Origin of the sequence: Micromonospora pallida, assembly GCF_900090325.1 — a bacterium.
GTDB classification, from domain to species: Bacteria; Actinomycetota; Actinomycetes; order Mycobacteriales; family Micromonosporaceae; genus Micromonospora; species Micromonospora pallida.
In genome coordinates this window covers 5936569-5955971 of the sequence record NZ_FMHW01000002.1, presented here as the reverse complement: position 1 = coordinate 5955971, position 19403 = coordinate 5936569, and the positions used below count along the sequence as shown (strand labels likewise).

Sequence of the window (19403 nt, the reverse complement as noted above, 5' to 3'; positions counted from 1 at the left end):
ACAGCCTGTGTACGTCCGCCGGCTCGAACTGGTCGACTTCCGCTCGTACGAGCGGGTCGGCGTCGACCTCGAACCGGGGGCGAACGTCCTGGTCGGGGCGAACGGGGTCGGCAAGACCAACCTCGTCGAGGCGCTCGGCTACGTGGCGACCCTGGACAGTCACCGAGTCGCCACCGACGCTCCGCTGGTCCGGCTCGGCGCCGAGTCGGCGGTGATCCGCTGCGCGGTGGTGCACGAGGGCCGGGAACTCCTGGTCGAGTTGGAGATCGTCCCCGGCAAGGCCAACCGGGCCCGGCTGGGGCGGTCACCGGCCCGCCGGGCGCGGGACGTGCTCGGCGCGCTGCGACTGGTGCTCTTCGCCCCGGAGGACCTCGAACTCGTCCGGGGCGACCCGGCCGAACGCCGCCGCTACCTGGACGACCTGCTGGTCCTCCGGCAGCCCCGGTACGCCGGGGTGCGGGCCGACTACGAGCGGGTGGTCAAGCAGCGCAACGCCCTGCTGCGTACGGCGTACCTGGCACGCAAGACCGGCGGCACCCGGGGCGGGGACCTCTCCACCCTGGCCGTGTGGGACACCCACCTGGCCCGGCACGGCGCGGAACTGCTCGCCGGGCGGCTGGAACTGGTCGCCGCGCTCACCCCGCACGTCACCAAGGCGTACGACGCGGTGGCCGCCGGCCGGGCGGAGGCCGGCATCGTGTACCGGCCGTCGGTGGAGCTGGTCGAGCCGGTGCCGGACCGGGCGGCCCTCACCGAGGCGCTGACCACCGCGCTGGCCGAAACCCGCACCGCCGAGGTGGAGCGCGGGACGACCCTGGTCGGCCCGCACCGCGACGACCTCGTGCTCACCCTCGGCCCGCTCCCCGCGAAGGGGTACGCCAGCCACGGCGAGTCCTGGTCGTTCGCCCTAGCCCTGCGGCTCGCCGCGTACGACCTGCTCCGCTCGGACGGGATCGAGCCGGTGCTGGCGCTCGACGACGTCTTCGCCGAACTGGACGCCGGCCGCCGGGAGCGGCTGGCGGAGCTGGTCGGCGGGGCCGCACAGCTCCTGGTGACCTGCGCCGTCGACGACGACGTGCCGGTGGCCCTGCGGGGCACGCGATACCAGGTCGGCGAAGGGACGGTAAGCCGTGTCGAATGACCCGCCCATGCCCCGTCGCACTCCCGGCGCGGCCCGGGACGCCGCTGGCGGCCGCTCGGCGGAAACCAGCGCGAGCACCGGTGCCGACCTGTCGGCCGGTAAGTCCGGCCCGGAGCTGGCCCGTGCGGTGCTGGACGCGGCGAAGGCCCGGCGCGAGGCGGCCCCCCGGCGGCGCGGCACGGCCGGCGGCGGAAGCGAAACCGGCCAGCGCCGCCTGCGCGGCTACTCCGGACCCGGACCCGACCCCCGCGACCCGCAGCCGCTCGGCGTGGTGCTCAGCCGGCTGATGAAGGCCCGGGGGTGGGAACAACCGACGGCGGAGGCCACCGTCTTCGGGGCGTGGGAACGGGTGGTCGGCCCGGAGATCGCCCAGCACAGCCGGCCGGTGAAGCTCGAGGACGGGGAACTCACCGTCGAGGCCCGGTCGACGGCGTGGGCCACCCAGCTCCGGCTGCTCGCCGGTTCGCTGCTCCAGCAGATCGCTCGGGAGGTCGGCCACAACGTGGTGCGCCGGCTGCACATCCACGGTCCCGCCGCACCGTCCTGGTCCCGGGGGCCCCGACGGGTACGTGGTCGCGGCCCCCGCGACACCTACGGCTGATCCGTCCCGCCCACCCGGCATCGGCGCGGGCGGAAACGGTCAGGTGGCGGCGTAGACGGCGAAACCGCGATCGGCGCAGCGCCGGTAGAAGGCGGCCAGGACGGCCAGCTCGGCGCAGGTGAAGGTCCACTGCGGCGGGTCGCCGGCCTCGTCGCGGAGCCCGTCGAGTCGGGTGTCGAGCCAGCGGAGCTGCTGCTCGGCGAGACGACCGTCGCCGAGCAGCGCGCGCAGCACGGCACTGACCGACTCGAAGGTGACCGCCTCGCCGTGCTCGCGGTGCCGGGCGACGAAGCGCTCCAGGCCGTCTGCGATCCAGGAGCAGCCGTCCGGGTCGATCACCGGGTCCTCGTCCTCGGCGGCGTTCTCCGTGGCGTAGAGCACATTTTCCAGGCCGAGCAGGAGATCCACGAGCTCCGTGTACGCGGTCGCCCGGACCGTACCGGTCTGGGCGATCAGCTCGGCCAGGGCCGCGGTCGGCGAGGAGATCTGGGGCAGCTCCAGGATCTCGCCGAAGTCCACGAACTCGGCCGGCGCCACCGGATCGTAGAAGCGGCCGGTCCGCGGCCAGAGCACCGCGACGTTGTCCAGCCCCATCAGGCGTCACCTCTTCAGTGCACGTGTCGAGCCAGTTGGTCCGATCGTCCGATTCTGCCGCTCGAAGATCAAGAGCGGCACCCCGGGCGGCGCCGCCAACGTACGGCACTGTGTGTACTCGGCGCGACCCCGGGGCGTACCGGTTGCGGCGGGTGGCCGTGACCCGACCGTCGGCGACCGCGCCCGCGAACAGGGCCACTCGTGTAGGGGGAGTTGCGGGAGGCGCGGTTCGGGCCGCAGCGGAGGTCTGAGCCGCCTTCAAGGGGTGCCGAGTGGCGGTTCTGTCGGCTGCGCACAGTAGGATTGGGGACGAGACGAAGATCTGACGCGGAGCGACGCCATGGACCCCGCCGGGCCCCGACGCGCCACGTCGTATCGAGTTGATCGCGATCCGCGGGCAACCGCGGCGACCGGCGCGTTCGGCCCGTGCCCCGGAATGTACCTGGTGCTGGTCCACGCGCTTGACGTCGCGTCCCGCCGAACCCGCGCCCGACGCGCCCTCCCGGCGCGGACGGCGCGAGAAAGTGGCCGAGGGTGGCAGACCAGGACAAGCAGGAGTACGGCGCCAATTCGATCACCGTCCTCGAGGGTCTGGAGGCGGTCCGGAAGCGGCCCGGCATGTACATCGGGTCGACCGGCGAACGTGGTCTGCACCACCTCGTCTGGGAGGTCGTCGACAACGCGGTCGACGAGGCGCTGGCGGGCTACTGCGACACCATCGACGTGGTGCTGCTCGGCGACGGCGGCGTCCGGGTCACCGACAACGGCCGTGGCTTCCCGGTCGACCTGCACCCCAAGCTGAAGAAGCCCGGCGTCGAGGTCGCGCTTACCGTGCTGCACGCCGGTGGCAAGTTCGACGGCAAGGCGTACGCGGTCTCCGGCGGTCTGCACGGCGTCGGTGTCTCCGTCGTGAACGCGCTCTCCACGAGAATGGCCGTGGAGATCCACAAGGACGGCTTCGTCTGGCGGCAGCAGTACCTGGCCTCCAAGCCGGACCCGCTGGACAAGGGTGAGACCACCGACCGCACCGGCTCGGCAGTCTCGTTCTGGCCCGACCCGGACGTCTTCGAGACGGTCGACTTCGACTTCCAGACCATCTACCGGCGGCTCCAGGAGATGGCCTTCCTGAACCGGGGCCTGACCATCCATCTCCTCGACGAGCGCGCCACCGACGAGGAGGGCAAGGCACGCGAGGTCACCTTCTGCTACAAGGGCGGCATCTCCGACTTCGTCCGGCACCTCAACGCCTCGAAGAACCCGATCCACAAGACCGTGGTCGAGTTCGGCGGCGAGGAGGAGGGCATGTCCGTCGAGATTGCCATGCAGTGGAACGAGTCCTACGGCGAGTCGGTCTACACCTTCGCGAACACCATCAACACCCACGAGGGCGGTACCCACGAGGAGGGCTTCCGCGCCGCGCTGACCACCCTCGTCAACAAGTACGGCACCGAGAAGAAGCTGCTGAAGGCCGACGAGAAGCTCTCCGGCGAGGACATCCGCGAGGGACTCGCCGCGATCATCTCGGTCAAGCTGGCCAACCCGCAGTTCGAGGGACAGACCAAGACCAAGCTCGGCAACACCCCGGTGAAGAGCTTCGTGCAGCGGGTCTGCAACGAGTGGCTGGTCGACTGGTTCGACCGGAACCCGGCCGAGGCGAAGGTCATCATCACCAAGGCGTCCCAGGCCGCCCGTGCCCGGATCGCCGCGCAGCAGGCCCGGAAACTGGCCCGCCGCAAGTCGCTGCTGGAGTCCGGCTCGATGCCGGGCAAGCTGGCCGACTGCCAGTCCACCGACCCGCGCGAGTCCGAGGTCTTCATCGTCGAGGGCGACTCGGCCGGTGGCTCGGCCAAGCAGGGGCGCGACCCGCGGACCCAGGCGATCCTGCCGATCCGGGGCAAGATCCTCAACGTGGAGAAGGCCCGGATCGACCGGGTGCTGAAGAACAACGAGGTCCAGGCGCTGATCACCGCGCTGGGCACCGGCATCCACGACGACTTCGACATGGAGAAGCTGCGGTACCACAAGGTCGTGCTGATGGCCGACGCGGACGTGGACGGCCAGCACATCCAGACCCTGCTGCTCACCCTGCTGTTCCGCTTCATGCGTCCGCTGGTCGAACTGGGGCACGTCTACCTGGCCGCTCCGCCGCTCTACAAGATCAAGTGGAACAAGAAGGGCGACGACGCCCAGTACGCCTACTCCGACCGGGAGCGGGACGGGCTGATCGCGTTGCGCCAGCAGAAGAAGCCGAACGCCCGGCCGGACGACATCCAGCGGTTCAAGGGTCTCGGTGAGATGAACTACCCCGAGCTGTGGGAGACGACGATGAACCCGGCGACCCGCACCCTGCGCCAGGTCACGCTCGATGACGCGGCGGTTGCCGACGAGTTGTTCAGCGTTCTGATGGGTGAGGACGTCGAGGCGCGCCGCTCGTTCATCCAACGTAACGCCAAGGACGTGCGCTTCCTGGACATCTGACGGTCGCCGGAGAGCCGCCGGGAAGCTGCCGGCGGTTCACCGGTCCACAGAGTTATCCACAGGTTCGCCGGTATCCACAGCCGTTATCCACAGCACGAAACCGACTCTGAGTCTGATAAGGGTTAACAGTGACCGATACTCCCGAGTCCACCCCTAACGAGCCGGAGACCCCGGAGGGCGCCGCCGTGGTGGCGCACGACCGGATCGAGCCGGTCGGCCTCGAGGTGGAGATGCAGCGCTCCTACCTCGACTACGCGATGAGCGTCATCGTGGGCCGGGCGCTCCCGGACGTCCGGGATGGGCTCAAGCCGGTCCACCGCAAGATCCTCTACGCCATGTTCGACTCCGGCTACCGGCCGGACCGGGGCTACGTGAAGTGCTCCCGCGTCGTCGGCGACGTGATGGGGCAGTTCCACCCGCACGGCGACTCGGCGATCTACGACGCGTTGGTCCGGATGGCGCAGACCTGGTCACTGCGGTACCCGCTGGTCGACGGCAACGGCAACTTCGGTTCGCCCGGAAACGATCCGGCTGCCGCGATGCGTTACTGTCTGACCGGAGATGCCCGGATTCGCACCCTTGACGGGTCGATCCGGATCGACCAGGTCGTGCCGGGCGCCGCGCCGAGCAGCGAGACCGAGATCGAGCTCAAGGTCCGCGACCGCAACGGCGACCTGGTCCGGGCCTCTAAGTTCTTCCACTCCGGCGAGCACCCCACGCTGCGGCTGCGCACCCGCGAGGGGTACGAGCTGACCGGCACCCACAACCACCCGGTGCTCTGCCTGGTGGCGGTGGCCGGCGTGCCCACCCTGCTCTGGAAGCTGCTTGCCGAGATCTCCCCCGGCGACCGGGTGGTGCTCCAGCGGACCGTGCCGGACGAGATCGGCTACCCGATGCTCGAGCACGTCGAGGCGGCCGTCCTCGCCGGTGCCTTCGTCAGCGAGGGCTGGGTGTCCGAGGGCCGGGCCGGCTTCAACAACACCGACCGGGAGTTCTTCGTCCGGGTGCTTGCCGCCTACGACCTCGCCGTCGGCGGCCCCCGGTACGTCGGCCAGCGCACCATCGCCTCCGGCAGCGTCCTGCACGAACTCGATGTCCAGGACCTCACCGCCCTGCGTACGAGCGTTCTCGGTGAGCTGGTGGGGGCGCGGAGCGCGGCGAAGTTCGTACCGGAGTTCGTCTGGCAGGGGCCGGCGGCCATCAAGCGGGCGTTCCTCCAGGCCCTCTTCGAGGGGGACGGCTCCTCATCGCTGCTCCCGCGCAACACCATCCAGATCTCGTACTCGACCCGCAGTGACCGCCTGGCCCGCGAGGTCCAGCAGTTGCTCCTGGAGTTCGGTGTGGTCAGCCGGCAGTGCCGGTACGACAACGGTGAGATCAAGGTCGTGGTGACCAACCGCCGCGACGCCCGGATCTTCGCCGCGCACGTCGGCTTCCTCGGCCGCAAGCAGGCCAAGCTGGAGTCCGAGCTGGCCTCGGTGCCGGCGACCAGCACCGCGCTCTCCACCGACCACGTCCCCTTCGTGGCCGACTTCGTCCGGGCGCACGGCGCCACCCGGTGGACCGAGCAGGACTGGCTGCGCCGGCACAACGTCGACCGGGTCGAGCGTTGGGAGCGGGACCGCGCGGAGATCGCCTCCCGGATCACCGAGGCCGACGTGCTCGACGTGGTCGAGCCGCTGGTGGACGGGCGCTTCTACTACGCCGAGGTGGCCACGGTCGAGGACGCGGGCGTCCAGCCGGTCTACAGCATCCGGGTCGACACCGACGACCACTCGTTCGTCTCCGACGGCTTCGTCAGCCACAACACCGAGTGCAAGCTCGACCCGCTGGCGATGGAGATGCTGCGGGACATCGACGAGGACACCGTCGATCTCCAGGACAACTACGACGGCCGGGCCAAGGAGCCCACCATCCTGCCGTCCCGGATCCCGAACCTGCTGATCAACGGCTCCGAGGGCATCGCGGTCGGCATGGCCACCAAGATCCCGCCGCACAACCTGCGGGAGATCGGCGCGGCCGTCCAGTGGTGCCTGGAGCACCCGGAGGAGGACGAGGCCACCACCCTCGACGCGCTGCTGGGGATCGTCAAGGGACCGGACTTCCCGACACACGGCCTGATCGTCGGCACACAGGCGATCCAGGACGCGTACCGCACCGGGCGTGGCTCGATCCGGATGCGCGCCGTGGTGGAGGTCGAGGAGGACAAGCGGGGCCGCCCCTGCTTGGTGGTCAGCGAGCTGCCCTACCAGGTCAACCCGGACAACCTGGCCGAGCGGATCGCCGAGCTGATCAAGGAAGGCAAGCTTGGCGGCATCGCCGACATCCGGGACGAGTCCTCCGGGCGTACCGGTATGCGGATCGTGCTGGTGTTGAAGCGCGACGCGGTCGCCAAGGTGGTGCTGAACAACCTCTACAAGCACACCCAGCTCCAGGAGACCTTCGGCGCGAACATGCTGGCGCTGGTCGACGGGGTGCCGCGCACGCTCAACCTGGCCCAGTTCATCCGGTACTACGTCGAGCACCAGATCGAGGTGATCCGGCGGCGGACGGCGTTCCGGCTGCGCAAGGCCGAGGAGCGGGCGCACATCCTGCGCGGTTTGTCCAGGGCGCTGGACGCGTTGGACGAGGTGATCGCGTTGATCCGACGCTCGCCCACGGTCGAGGACGCCCGCCAGGGCCTGATCCAGTTGCTGACCATCGACGAGACCCAGGCAACCGCGATCCTGGACATGCAGCTGCGTCGCCTCGCCGCGCTGGAGCGGCAGCGGATCCTGGACGACCTGGCGAAGCTCGAGATCGAGATCGCCGACCTGAAGGACATCCTGGCGAAGCCCGAGCGGCAGCGTCGGATCGTCTCCGAGGAGCTGGGCGAGATCGTCGCCAAGTGGGGCGACGACCGGCGGACGCAGATCGTGCCGTTCGACGGCGAGGTCTCGATGGAGGACCTGATCGCCCGCGAGGACGTCGTGGTCACCATCACCCGTACCGGGTACGCCAAGCGGACCAAGGTCGACCTTTACCGCTCCCAGCGCCGGGGTGGCAAGGGGGTCAGTGGCGCCACGCTGCGGCAGGACGACATCGTCAGCCACTTCTTCGTCTGCTCGACCCACGACTGGATCCTGTTCTTCACCAACAAGGGGCGGGTATACCGGGCCAAGGCGTACGAGCTTCCGGAGGCCAGTAGGGTGGCCAAGGGCCAGCACGTGGCCAATCTGCTCGCCTTCCAACCGGAGGAGCAGATCGCACAGATCATCGAGATCCCGAACTACCAGGTAGCCCCCTATCTGGTACTGGCCACGAGAAACGGCCTGGTGAAGAAGACGAAGCTCGAGGAGTTCGACTCCAACCGCTCGGGCGGCATCATCGCGATCAACCTGCGCGATGAGGACGAGCTGGTGGGTGCTGCCCTCTGCGCGCCGGAGGACGATCTGCTGCTGGTCTCCAAGAACGCTCAGGCCATTCGGTTCAACGCGACCGACGAGGCGCTGCGGCCGATGGGACGGGCCACCACGGGCGTGATCGGCATGCGGTTCAGCGACGAGGACGAACTGCTCGCCATGGAGGTCGTCCGGGAGGGCATGGACGTCCTGGTGGCCACGAACGGGGGATACGCGAAGCGGACCCCCATCGAGGAATACCCGGTGCAGGGTCGGGGAGGTAAGGGCGTGTTGACCGCGAAGATCACTGAGCGCCGTGGGGGTCTTGTCGGCGCTGTCGTGATCAGCCCGGACGACGAGCTCTTCGCGATCACCAGTAACGGTGGAGTTATTCGGACTCCGGTGAAGCCTGTACGCCGCACGCGGGATCGGAACACAATGGGGGTCAAGCTGATGGACCTCCCGGACGGCGTGACTATCGTGGCGATTGCTCGCAATGCCGACGAGCCTGACGAACAGGACTAGTAATGACGGAGACACAGGCGAAGTCGGGGAACACGGGGCCCTCGGCCAAGCCGGCCGACGAGGACGCGGCGAAGGGCGGTGCGTCTGCTGCCAGCCGCGCCGCCGTGGGCCGGGCCACGGTCCCCGCTGACGCGCCTGCCCCGAAGTTCACCCGGGCTCCCGGGATGGCACCGCCGCCTGAGAAGCCCGCCGAGGGTGCGGAGAAGGGCGACAAGACCGAGGCGATCAACGTCGACACGGCGACATCCGCCGGGATGACACCGGTCTCCGCCGCCGCCCGTCCGGGCGCGACACAGCCGATCCCGACGAAGGCGGCCCAGCCGACCGCGACCACGGGTACCCAGCCCCGGGTCGGGGTCGGCACCCCGCCGGACGCCGCGCGGCCGGGCGTCGCCCGGCCCAACGGGGGCGGTCTGCCGCCGGGGATCGGCGGTGCTGCGGCGGTCGGGGCCGCGCGGGTCAACGAGGCGGTACGCGCGGCGCGCAGCTCGGTCAGCTCCGCGGCCTCACGCGGTCCCCGCCGGGCCCGGCTGAACCTGAAGCGGATCGACCCGTGGTCGGTGATGAAGTTCGCCTTCGCGGTCTCCGTGGTGCTCTTCATCGTCGTGGTGGTCGCCACGTCGGTGCTCTACCTGGCCCTCGACGCGATGGGTGTATTCCAGAGCGTCAACGAGAGCCTCACCGACCTGGTCAGTGCCGGTGGTGGGCAGGGCGCGGACGGCTTCCAGATCACCGCCAAGGGCGTGATCCTCAGCTCGGCGCTGCTCGGGTTGGTCAACGTCGTCCTGTTCACGGCGCTCGCCACGCTCGGAGCGTTCGTCTACAACGTCTGCGCCGACCTGGTCGGCGGGGTCGAGCTGACCCTCGCCGAGCGGGACTGAGCAGGTCCGGAAACTCGCGACGCCGGGGCACCGCGAAAGCGGTCGCCCCGGCGTCGGTCTTACGGGTAAGTTCATCACCGACGGTGCGTGACACCCGACCCCGATTTGGGGCCGGCTACGCGGATGGGTTAATCTTGCTCGTCGCACGCGGGGCTATAGCTCAGTCGGTTAGAGCGCAGAGCTGATAACTCTGAGGTCGCTGGTTCGATTCCAGCTAGCCCCACCGCACACCGTCCGACGGCAGTCGAGCGCAAGGGGACGCCCCATGGTGAAGAAGCTTCTGTTGCTGGTCGGCGTGGTTGGTGTGGCGGTGCTTGTTGCCCAGCGGATCAAGGCGTCGAACGACGAGCGCGCCCTGTGGCACGAGGCGACCACCGCTCCCGACCTTCGGTAGGTTCCGACCTGCGGCGGGCTCTTCCCGCCCCTTCGGGGCCCTAGCTCAACTGGCAGAGCACTGCCTTTGCAAGGCAGGGGTTAGGGGTTCGAGTCCCCTGGGCTCCACCATCCTCACTCCTGGCCTGGCTTTTCGCCGCTGGCTCGTTGAGCGGGCATGAGACCTCGGCGCTCGGCACCGAACCCGGCTCTCCTCAGAGATCGGCCGGGGTGGCAGAAGCGGACGGTACGCGCTCTACTGCCACAGTGACAATCAAGCGAGGTTGCTTTCCCTGTGAGAGCACCGCCCGGTTTGACGAGCTGCCACCGCGCGAGCGGATTGCAGGAGATGAGCACTGGCGCGTGGCGCATGCCGTAGGCACCGGGCTGCCAGGCTGGCTCGTACTCGTTCCGCGCCGTCACGTGCTCAGCATCGCTGACCTGACCGATGCGGAGGCCGCCGGGTTGGGCTACTGGCAGGTGCGCCTGTCGCGAGCACTGCATGCCGTGACTGGCTGCGAGAAGACGTACGTCGTGCAGTTCGCGGAGGCGGAGGGCTTCGGCCACGTTCACTTTCACGTGATCCCACGGGCGGCTGATCTGCCCGCTGACCGCCGGGGGCCGAACGTGTTCGGCTTCCTGGGAAAGCCGGACGGCCAGGGGGTGAACGTTGACGATATGGACAACGTAGCGAGCGCCCTCGCACGGTGGCTGGCTCGCGCAGCCGACATCAGTCAGGGCCATCATGGGCCCTCCATAGGCCAGTAACGGCGGCATGCAGCGGTCACGAGGGGGCACGAGATGAATCCCAGCGAGCCGGCGGCCGCAGGTGCTTCGGGCACGACCGGTTGGCGGTTCGAGGTCGAGGTCGAGGAAGCTTTCGCCATTGCAGGTCGCGGCACCCTTGTGGTCGGCGAGCATCTCGGAGGTGTGATCCCGGCCGTTGGACCTGCCGTGCGGTGTGTCAGAGGGGCGCGCGAGGCGGTCGAGCGAGTGACAGTGGGAATGTTGGACCGACAGCGCGGCGGACGGCATGAGGGGCAGGTCGGACTGCTCCTCCATCGCGTTGACAAGGACCGTGTCCCGGCCGGTGCGGTGGTCCGCTCCATCGAGGAACAGCGGCCGCGGCCAGGTACACGTGGGACATGCTGAAGAGGGTGCAGACTGCCCGGGAGCCGTCGTTAGCGTTGGTCAGCGAGAGGACTCCCGTCGCTGAATCTCCAGGTCGGGTACCTCTCGGCCAGATAAGAGCGATGGCTGTCCCAGTCAGCCGGCCCGAGCAACCGCACCGGCGATAGTTGTAGCCGGTTCTCCGGATCCTGGTTGTAGCCCCAGGCGAACCCGGCCAGAGGAACGACGAATCGCCGGTCAAGGTCCCAGGGACCGATGGTCAGGAAGCTGTGTGCCTGCCATTGCACAGCACCGGAGCGCCACCGGGACGGAGCATCGAACAGCACCGGCCGGAACCCGTACCAGGCAAACGGTGCGCTGGAGTCAGCGAACAAGTCGAACGGGTCGACTTCGAATCGGTCTGTCGCGTTGGGCTCGCGGACCAGTTGCACCCAGCCCAGCAGCGACCGGTAACCGCAGGCACTGAATTCCACGGACGCAGTACATACCGGCATGCCCAGTTCACGCTCGCTCTTACCAAGGGCTACCGGATCGGTGCTCGGTACAACCTCTACTGACACACGGCCCTGATCATCACCGAAGTCAAACCGAATCTCCACGCAGTCATCCTCGCACCCTACTGGTGTACTTAAATGCCGCGATGCGCGTCGGGGACTGCTACCGGTGGTCGTAACCTTGCAAGGGGTCGGGTTTGCGGGCCAGCAGGCAGGCCTGCGGCCTTGTGCCGCCCGGCTCCTCGACGAGTCGTGCAGTGACGACCATTCCGGCCCGGTGCAGCAGCTCCCCGAGGTCGTCGGGCTGGAGGAGATGGGTGTCGTAGGAGACCGGGTGGCCGTAGGCGCGCTCGGGACGTAGCCGCCCGTCGCCGACGTGGAAGCCGACCAGCAGAAGACCGCCGGGGGCCAGCGTCCGGTGGAACTCCGCGAACACCACCGGCAGCGCCTCCGGCGGCAGGTGGAAGATCGACCACCAGGCGACGATGCCGCCGAGGTGTCCGTCGGGGAAGTCCAGCGCGGTCATCGAGCCGACGTCGAATCGCAGGGCCGGGTACGCCCGGCGGGCGATCTCCACCATCCGTGGCGAGAGGTCGACACCGGACGCGGAGACGCCGAGGGAGTCCAGGTGGACCGTGACATGGCCGGGGCCGCACCCGACGTCGGCGACCGGCCGTCCGCCGTTGGCCCGTACGGACTCGGCGAACGCGGCCAGCATTCCGCGCCCCAACGCGTCCTCCGCGAACCGTGCCGGCGCGACGTTCACGTAGTCGTCGGCGACCGTGTCGTACGACTCCCGGATAGCGGCGAGGTAGGAGGGCTCGGTCATGCCGGCGACCCTAGTGTCCTGACGGTGTCGACCTCCGGCCCGGGCGGGCGGGCTCAGCTCAGCAGGTCGTGGACGGTCGTCGCGATGAAGATCAGGATGACCAGCTCACTGACCACCCACGCGTGGGAGTCTGCCCAGTTCCGGATCTTCGGCAGTACGGCCAGGGCGCGTTGGCCGAGGGCGAGCAGCGACAGCAGCGGCAGCGCGAGCAGCAGCAGCGTCAACCCCGCGAACGGGAGCAGATGCCACCACGGCCGATGGTGGCCAGCCAGGCTCGCGGCCACCGTCAGCATGGTGGCCTCGTCGGTGGGCATGGCGGCGAGAAGCAGGAAGCCCAGCCCGAAGGCGAACCGGGGGTTGGCCTCCTCCAGCCGCTTCATCCATTTCGGCTGTCGGCCGCGCCGCGCGTAGACCATCGGTATCAGTGCCACCAGTACGACGAGCACCACCCAGTCGAGGAGCCGGTGTCCGCCCCCGCCCCCGCCGGTCGCGTCAGCGGTGTGTCGGACGGTGCGGAAGACGATGTACCAGACGCTGAGCGCGAGGAGCAGGGCGAGCCCGGCTCCCAGGACGAAGGCCAGGGAGTTGCGCCGCGCGTTCCGGGTGGAGGCGAGGAAGATCGCGCTGATGATCTGCGGGCCGGCGATCATCACCAGGGCGAGCGGTAGGACGCTCGGCAGGTTCACGTTTCGCCCCCCTTCGGCCCCATTCTCGCCGTGCCGAGCCGTCCCGGTCGCTGCTTCATGCGATACCGGCCGACCGCGTCGGACGTCGGTGGAACCTGCCGGATCTGGTGGATCAGTGCGGTGGGGGCTGGGCCTGGTCGGCGAGGTGCCGGACCAGTCGGCGCAGGATCCGCCACGTGGCGTCGTCGTCGGGGCTGCCGGTGTGTGGCCGGCGGAACCGGTCGACGTCCACCGCGAGGTCCTTGACGTCCCACTGGAGGCGGTACAGCTCGAGCATCGCCGGCCGGGGGGTCACGCCGGTCGCGGCGGCGTACGCGGTCAGGATCGACCCATCCCGTCACGGTACGAGCCGTGACCCGACCGGCCAACCGGATTGCCGCCGGGCGGTCCGGTGCACGCGGAGCGCGCCCGGCCGGGTCGACCTGTGGTGCATGGTCCGCGACGGCCAGGGTACCGCAAGTGGGTACGAACCCCCGGGAAAGTGAGGTGTGACAGCCATGCCGATCGCACGTGACATCATGACGAACGACGTGACCTGTGTCCGTGAGCAGGACGATCTCAAGTTCGCAGCTCGCCGGATGGCCGAACTGGGGGTCGGCTCGCTGCCGATCTGTGGCGCGGACAACCGCCTGAAGGGCATGCTGACCGACCGCGACATCGTGGTGAAAGTGCTCGCCGAGGGGCGCGACCCGGCCGGGGTGACCGCCGGCGAACTGGCCCAGGGCGAGGCCGTGACGATCGGCGCGGACGACGACGCGGCCGAGATCCTGCGCACCATGGGCAAGCACAAGGTACGCCGGCTCCCGGTCATCGACGGGCACGACCTGGTGGGGATCGTCGCTGTGGCCGACGTGGCGCGGTGGCTGCCGGAGCGGCCGGTGGGTGACCTGATCGAGGCCATCTCCGAGCGCGGCTGACCGCGTCAGTCCTGGCGGGGCCCCTGCGAACAGCAGGGGCCCCGCCAGGACTCAAGAGACCGACCGGAGTGCGGTCAGGACGGTGGTCGGGGCAGCCGGTCCACCAGCCGGCTGAGCGCGCCGTTGCCCAGCGTGGCGCCGAGCGCGGAACCGGTGGCGATGGTCCAGCCGACCGGGCCGAGCGGCGTGCAGCCGAAGAACTGGCTGACTCCCGGGGTCTGCACCACCGCGACCAGCGCCCCGATCGAGGCCGCGGTGGAGGCGAGCACGGTCGGGCCGGTGCCCCCGGCCATCACGGTCTGCCCGAGTTGGGTGCCGACCAGGGAGGCGAGGGCCACCGTGCCGGCCCGTCGCTGGCTGCCCGTCCAGCGGGCGAGCGTCCAGCCGGCGGTCGCGCCGAGGGTGGTGGCGGCGGCACGCAGCCCGATCTCCCGGTTCAGAGTTTCCCCGAGGGAGGTGTCCGGTCCCTCGCGGAGCAGATGGTCGCCGTCGTGGAGGCTGGGTGGCCGGACCGCGATGGCCATCGCCGGGACCAGGTCGGTGAGGAGGTTGACCAGGAGCAGTTGCCGTCCGGTGAGCGCGGACCGGCCGGTCGCGGCGGCGGTGAGCACGCTGAACGCGATCTCCCCGAGGTTGCCGCCGACCAGGATGCTCAGCGCGTGACGGACCGAGGACCACATGGCCCGCCCCTCTACCAGGGTGGCGATGATGGTCTCCAACCGGTCGTCGGTGACCACCAGGTCGGCGGCGGCCTTCGCGGCCGGGGTGCCCCGCTGGCCGAGGGCGATCCCGACGTCGGCCAGGCGGATCGCGGGCGCGTCGTTGGCGCCGTCCCCGGTCATCGCGACGACCCGGCCGCCCTTCTGGAGCGCCTGGATGATCCGTACCTTGTGGGTGGGGGTGCAGCGGGCGACCACGTCGGTGCGGGTGAGGCGGGCGGCGAGCGCGTCGTCGTCGAGCTGGTCCAGCTCGGTGGCGGTGACCACCCGCTGGTTGGTGTCGTCGGTGCTGATGGTCGCGGCGATCGCCTCGGCGGTCGCCGGATGGTCGCCGGTGATCATGATGGTGTGCACGCCGGCCTGCCGGATCCGGTGGACGGCCGGCGCGGCACTCTCCCGCACCCCGTCGGCCAGGGTCAGGTAGCCCACGAAGACCAGGTCGCGTACGTCGTCGTCGGTGACCTCCCGGCCGGTCACCCGCCGCTCGGCGATGGCGAGCACCCGGTGCCCGGCTCCGGCCCGCTCGGCCAGGGTCTCGTTCAGCCGGGTCCGGCCCGGCTCGTCCAGCGGCCGGTCGTCGCCGCCGGGCATCCGGTGAGCGACGCAGCGGGGCAGGACCCGTTCCGGGGCGCCTTTCACGCTGAGCAGCAGACCGTCGTCGGTCTCGCCGAGCGTGGCGTGGTAGCCGCGGGACGGCTCGAACGGCAGCCCGCCGACCGATCGCCAGCCGGTGGCCCCGACCTGCTCGGTGACCCCGTCGACGGTACGGGCGCCGATGCGGATCGCCCGGTCGGTCTGTTCCGGCAGCTCCTCCGGGTCGTCCGCCTCCGGGGTGGCCCGCAGCGCCGCCGCGAACGTGGCCCGCAGGTGTGGGCTGCCGGCCAACTGGTCCATCGAGGCGTACCGGTCACCGTTGCCGAACCCGGCGAGGCGGAGCTGCCCCTCGGTGAGGGTGCCGGTCTTGTCGAAGCAGAGCACGTCCACCCGGCCCAGCGCCTCGATGGTGCGTGGGTTGCGGACCAGTGCGCCGTGCTCGGCCAGGCGCCGGGCCGCCGCCAGTTGCGCGGCGCTGACCAGGAACGGCAGCCCCTCCGGCACCGAGGCGACGGCCAGGTTCGCGGCGGTCGCCGCCGTCTCGGCCAGGGGTACGCCCCGTAGTAATCCCGCCCCGGCGACCGAGATCGCCGAGGCGGCGGCCAGCGGAAGCGCTGCCCGGGTCAGGCTGCCGAGCCGGGCCTCCACCCCGCCGGCCGGTGCCCCCTGCCGGGCCAGCGCGAGACTCCGTCCCGCCTCGGTGTCGGCCCCGGTGCCGACCACCACGGCGGTGCCGTGTCCGGCGGCGACGGTGGTGCCCTCGTAGAGCATCGAGTGCCGGTCGGCGACCTCGGCGGCCACCACCGGTCGGTCGGTCTTGGCCACCGGTAGCGACTCGCCGGTCAGCGACGACTCGTCGGCCTCCAGTCCCGCCGACTCCAGCACCCGGCAGTCGGCGGGTACCGCGTCCCCCGGTTCGAGCAGGATCACGTCGCCGACCACCAGGTCGTCGGCGGCGACCACCTGCTCGGTGCCGTCGCGGCGGACCCGGGCGGTCACCGCCGTACGGGAGAGCAGCTTCGCCAGGGATCGTTCGGTGTTGCGTTGGTGCACCGCTCCGATCAGGGCGGACCCGCCGACCACCCCGCCGACCAGGGCGGCGTCGACGACCGAGCCGAACGCGGCGGATAGGGCCGCTCCGACGGCGAGGACCGGGGTGAGCGGGTTGGCGAGTTCGTCGAGCAGCGCCCGGAGCAGGTTGCCGCTCTCGGGTCCGCCGCCGGTGTCCCGGCCCCGCCGGCTGGCCGCCTCGGCGGCGCTGAGTCCGTCCGGGCCGGTGTCGAGCCGGTCGAGGACCACGTCGACCGGCATCAGGTGCCAGGCGGTGACGGTCGGGGCCGGGGTGTCCGTCCGTTGGGGCAGGCGCCGGGCCCGCCAGACCCCGTGCGCGAAGGCCAGCGCGGCGGTGCCGTTGACCGCGGCGAGAGCCCGGCCGGGCAGGAGTTCCGGGGCGGCGGTGAACGCCCCCAGCGCGCCGAGCCCGGCGCCCACCTCGGCGAGCCGGATGTTCTGCCGGCTCATCCGGCGGGCCACCCCGGTCGCCTCGACGACCAGCGCGCAGGTTCGCAGGTCGGTGCCGACGAGCAGGTGCGCGCCCCAGGGCGGCGGGTCGTCGGGTCCGCCGATGCCGAGACCGCAGTCGGAGACGCCGAGAGCCGCCCGGTCGGCGGAGACCAGCATCACCACCGCGCCGTCGAACTGGAGGGCCCGTACCGTCTCGACGAGGCGGGGACCACCCGGGAGAACGGCGTCGGCGAAGTCGTACCGCCGGGCGGCGTCGCCGGCCACCACCAGCCGAAGGCCGGCCTGCCGGGCGGCGACCGACAGCGCGTCCACGCCCGGGGCCGGCTCGGGCTCGACCTGCAGCACCGCCGTCAGGGTCTTCCCCTTGGCCAGCCCGAGCAGCAGACCGCCAGCGTCCCGTAGCCGCCGGCTGGCGTCGTTGTCCCCCGGGTGACGTACGTCGAGCCGGTCCAGCGGGGCGAGTCGCCAGCCCTCGATGTCCTGCTGCTGTCGTGGTGCGGCCGGGTCGAAGAGGGTGAAGGCGCGGGAGGCGACCTTCTCCGGGTCCGCGTCGGCCAGCGGGGCCAGGTCGACGAGGGACCCCCGGTCGGAGCCGAGCACCGCCGCGTCCAGGACCAGGATGTCGATCCGGTCGAGTTCCCGCAGCACGGCACGGTTCATCGCAATGACACCCCGGCGGGCCAGGATCCGTCCCAGTTGGGCGGCGTACCCCTCGCGACCGGAACCGGGGGCCTTCGGTAGGGAGGCGAGGGCGAGCGCGGCGGCCCGTTTCGCGCCCACCGCCGGCAGGGCCGCCGCCCCGGCCGCCGCGCCGGCGAGGAGCATCCGGTTGATGTACCGCTCGATCGGTCCGTCCGGCTTGGCGCGGGGCCGGTGGTGCGTGGGCGCGCGGGCGACGGCCCGATCCGGATCGCCGGTGAGCTGCGGCTCGGCGCGTTTCCACGCGGTCTGCTGGGCGCGGGCCTCGCCCCACTGCACGACCCGCTGCGCGCCGTCGAGCACCAGGCCGGTCCAGCCGCCGGAGAGGCCCTGCACGACCGCCTCGGCGAGTGGAAAGAGCAGGTCGGCCCGGGGGTCCGCGCGTAGTCCCCGGTTGGCCAGGGCGTGCAGCCTCGGGTGCAGGTCGATCGCGCCGAGAAGTCCGGCGACCTCGCCGGGCAGCGGGGTGAACGGCAGGATCCGGGTGGCGGCGGAGAGGGTCAGACCGAACACGTCGGAGGCGAGCCCACCGAGCGTGCGTGGGGTCCGGGGGCCCTCCTCGGGCGGGTGCGGCGGTGGGATCCCCGGGTCGGGTTGGTGTTCGCAGCGCCGCTCCACCCGCTCGATCGTCTGGATCAGGTCACGGAGGCGGGGCTCGGGTGTCTCGACGGCCACCACCACCCGACCGGACGGGGCGTTGACCCGTGCCCAGCTCACCCCGGGCTGTTTCTCCAACGCCCGCTCGACCTGGTGGGCCAGGCGGTCGCCGCCGTCCTGGCAGACCCCGTGCACCTCGATGTGGTGCCGGCCGGGCCGGGACCAGACCCGGCGGGAGGTGAGTCCGGCGGTACGGGCCAGGCGTACGGCTGCGGTGCCCGCGCCGCGGGAGGCGTCGGCCACGAGCCGTGGCACGGCCACGGGAAGGACGCGGCCGGCGATCCGACCCAGCGAGGTCATCCGACGGTACGACCGGCCAGGTGCCGGTCCGGTCCCCCGTCACCGTCGTGCAGATCGTCCGCCATCTTGCCTCCCACGCCGTGCTTCACCCGCCTCGCTTCGCCCGGCCTGGCTTCCCACCCTTCGGCCCGTCATGCCCGGTCACGAGGGGTTTTTCCGGCCGCAACCCGGACGAGGGGTCGGACACGTGGGGCACGTTCTGTGGCGCGCCCGCAGCCGCTGCCTCCGCTGTCCGGCATGAATCTGGTCGGGGGTGGAATGCGGCGGTGACGGCACAGTCGACCGAGGGGGAACAGAGATGAGGACGGAAGAGCGGCACGAGGCACGCGAGCGGGTCTGCCGCTTCGAGCGGCGGGTGGACGTTCCGCTGCTCGGTGAGGTGACGCTGCCGCCGGACAAGGTCGCCTACTACGTCGGGGTGGGGGTGCTGGCCGCGCTCCAGGTGATCGAGTGGCCGTTGGCTTTGGTCATCACCGCCGGGCATCTCCTGGCCGACCAGCATCTCTCCGGGTTGGCGCGGGGCGTGGGAGAGGCGCTGGAGACGGCCTGACGACCGCTGACACTGCCGGGTCACCCGCCGCGACCGGGGTCCGGCACCCGTCCGGGGGAAGCTGTCCCAGACGAACCCGTCACCGGCTCGCGTTCGCCCTACCGTGACCGCATGCTCACACTGGTCATCGTCATGATCCTGTACGTCGCCGGGTTCGTCTTCCTTTACGGCGTGATCCGGGTGTCCGTCCGTCACGCCCTCGAGGACCTGGACGCCCGCCGGGCGGAGACGCTGCGGCCCGATCCGCCACAGGAGCGCCCGTTCGTGCCGCAGACCTTCCTCGCCGGCAAGTGACCGGGACCGGGTGACGGCGGGGCGGGTGTCGCCAGCC

16 protein-coding genes and 2 tRNA genes are annotated in these 19403 nt (G+C 70.9%); 12 read left to right on the top strand and 6 right to left on the bottom strand.

Translation table 11 applies throughout. The features are described 5' to 3' along the window. Positions 1–7 precede the first annotated feature (7 nt). On the top strand, positions 8–1141 hold the full coding sequence (gene recF, locus GA0074692_RS25020) for a DNA replication/repair protein RecF (RefSeq protein ID WP_091648190.1): 1134 nt from the start codon (positions 8–10) through the stop codon (positions 1139–1141). Positions 1142–1148: 7 nt separating this feature from the next. Beyond that, the gene (locus tag GA0074692_RS25015; protein WP_091648188.1) at positions 1149–1742 is read left to right on the top strand and encodes a DciA family protein; all 594 of its coding nucleotides are present in this window, start codon (positions 1149–1151) and stop codon (positions 1740–1742) included. Between the two features lie 39 nt (positions 1743–1781). Here GA0074692_RS25015 and GA0074692_RS25010 read toward each other — a convergent pair whose 3' ends face one another. Then, positions 1782–2336: a hypothetical protein gene (locus tag GA0074692_RS25010; RefSeq protein WP_091648186.1), complete on the bottom strand. Its 555-nt coding sequence runs from the start codon at positions 2334–2336 to the stop codon at positions 1782–1784. Between the two features lie 534 nt (positions 2337–2870). On the opposite strand from GA0074692_RS25010, the gene gyrB reads away from it, so the two are divergent. From gyrB to GA0074692_RS24980, 7 genes are all read left to right on the top strand, one after another. Continuing rightward, on the top strand, positions 2871–4814 hold the full coding sequence (gene gyrB, locus GA0074692_RS25005) for a DNA topoisomerase (ATP-hydrolyzing) subunit B (protein WP_091648184.1): 1944 nt from the start codon (positions 2871–2873) through the stop codon (positions 4812–4814). Positions 4815–4942: 128 nt separating this feature from the next. Then, positions 4943–8719 (top strand): intein-containing DNA gyrase subunit A, encoded by a 3777-nt coding sequence (gyrA, locus tag GA0074692_RS25000; RefSeq protein ID WP_091648182.1) that lies wholly within the window; start codon positions 4943–4945, stop codon positions 8717–8719. 2 nt (positions 8720–8721) lie between these two features. Beyond that, positions 8722–9600, top strand: a complete 879-nt coding sequence (locus GA0074692_RS24995; protein ID WP_091648180.1) for a DUF3566 domain-containing protein — start codon at positions 8722–8724, stop codon at positions 9598–9600. A 149-nt stretch (positions 9601–9749) separates the two neighbouring features. Then, a tRNA-Ile gene (locus tag GA0074692_RS24990) sits at positions 9750–9823 on the top strand. Positions 9824–9865: 42 nt separating this feature from the next. Beyond that, a complete protein-coding gene (locus GA0074692_RS35445; RefSeq protein WP_218106707.1) occupies positions 9866–9994 on the top strand; it encodes a DLW-39 family protein in 129 nt (42 codons plus the stop codon). A 34-nt stretch (positions 9995–10028) separates the two neighbouring features. Continuing rightward, a tRNA-Ala gene (locus GA0074692_RS24985) sits at positions 10029–10104 on the top strand. Between the two features lie 135 nt (positions 10105–10239). Further along, positions 10240–10740, top strand: a complete 501-nt coding sequence (locus GA0074692_RS24980) for an HIT family protein (RefSeq protein ID WP_218106706.1) — start codon at positions 10240–10242, stop codon at positions 10738–10740. A 413-nt stretch (positions 10741–11153) separates the two neighbouring features. Here GA0074692_RS24980 and GA0074692_RS24975 read toward each other — a convergent pair whose 3' ends face one another. The 4 genes from GA0074692_RS24975 to GA0074692_RS24960 all read right to left on the bottom strand — a co-directional run bounded on the left by GA0074692_RS24975 (position 11154) and on the right by GA0074692_RS24960 (position 13407). Continuing rightward, the gene (locus GA0074692_RS24975) at positions 11154–11702 is read right to left on the bottom strand and encodes a hypothetical protein (protein ID WP_141725401.1); all 549 of its coding nucleotides are present in this window, start codon (positions 11700–11702) and stop codon (positions 11154–11156) included. A gap of 58 nt (positions 11703–11760) precedes the next feature. Beyond that, the gene (locus tag GA0074692_RS24970; protein ID WP_091648174.1) at positions 11761–12426 is read right to left on the bottom strand and encodes a class I SAM-dependent DNA methyltransferase; all 666 of its coding nucleotides are present in this window, start codon (positions 12424–12426) and stop codon (positions 11761–11763) included. A 53-nt stretch (positions 12427–12479) separates the two neighbouring features. Then, the gene (locus GA0074692_RS24965) at positions 12480–13112 is read right to left on the bottom strand and encodes a GAP family protein (protein WP_091648172.1); all 633 of its coding nucleotides are present in this window, start codon (positions 13110–13112) and stop codon (positions 12480–12482) included. A gap of 112 nt (positions 13113–13224) precedes the next feature. After that, positions 13225–13407, bottom strand: a complete 183-nt coding sequence (locus GA0074692_RS24960; RefSeq protein ID WP_091648169.1) for a hypothetical protein — start codon at positions 13405–13407, stop codon at positions 13225–13227. Positions 13408–13609: 202 nt separating this feature from the next. On the opposite strand from GA0074692_RS24960, the gene GA0074692_RS24955 reads away from it, so the two are divergent. Beyond that, positions 13610–14029: a CBS domain-containing protein gene (locus GA0074692_RS24955; RefSeq protein WP_091648168.1), complete on the top strand. Its 420-nt coding sequence runs from the start codon at positions 13610–13612 to the stop codon at positions 14027–14029. 74 nt (positions 14030–14103) lie between these two features. Here the strand turns inward: GA0074692_RS24955 and GA0074692_RS24950 are convergent, their stop codons facing one another. After that, a complete protein-coding gene (locus GA0074692_RS24950; protein WP_091648165.1) occupies positions 14104–18522 on the bottom strand; it encodes an HAD-IC family P-type ATPase in 4419 nt (1472 codons plus the stop codon). 298 nt (positions 18523–18820) lie between these two features. Between GA0074692_RS24950 and GA0074692_RS24945 the strand changes: the two genes are divergently transcribed. Together GA0074692_RS24945 and GA0074692_RS24940 are read left to right on the top strand one after the other, a co-directional pair. Then, complete coding sequence (locus tag GA0074692_RS24945) at positions 18821–19072, top strand: hypothetical protein (RefSeq protein WP_091648162.1); 252 nt, start codon at positions 18821–18823, stop codon at positions 19070–19072. A gap of 111 nt (positions 19073–19183) precedes the next feature. Next, a complete protein-coding gene (locus tag GA0074692_RS24940; RefSeq protein ID WP_091648160.1) occupies positions 19184–19366 on the top strand; it encodes a hypothetical protein in 183 nt (60 codons plus the stop codon). Positions 19367–19403: the final 37 nt, after the last annotated feature.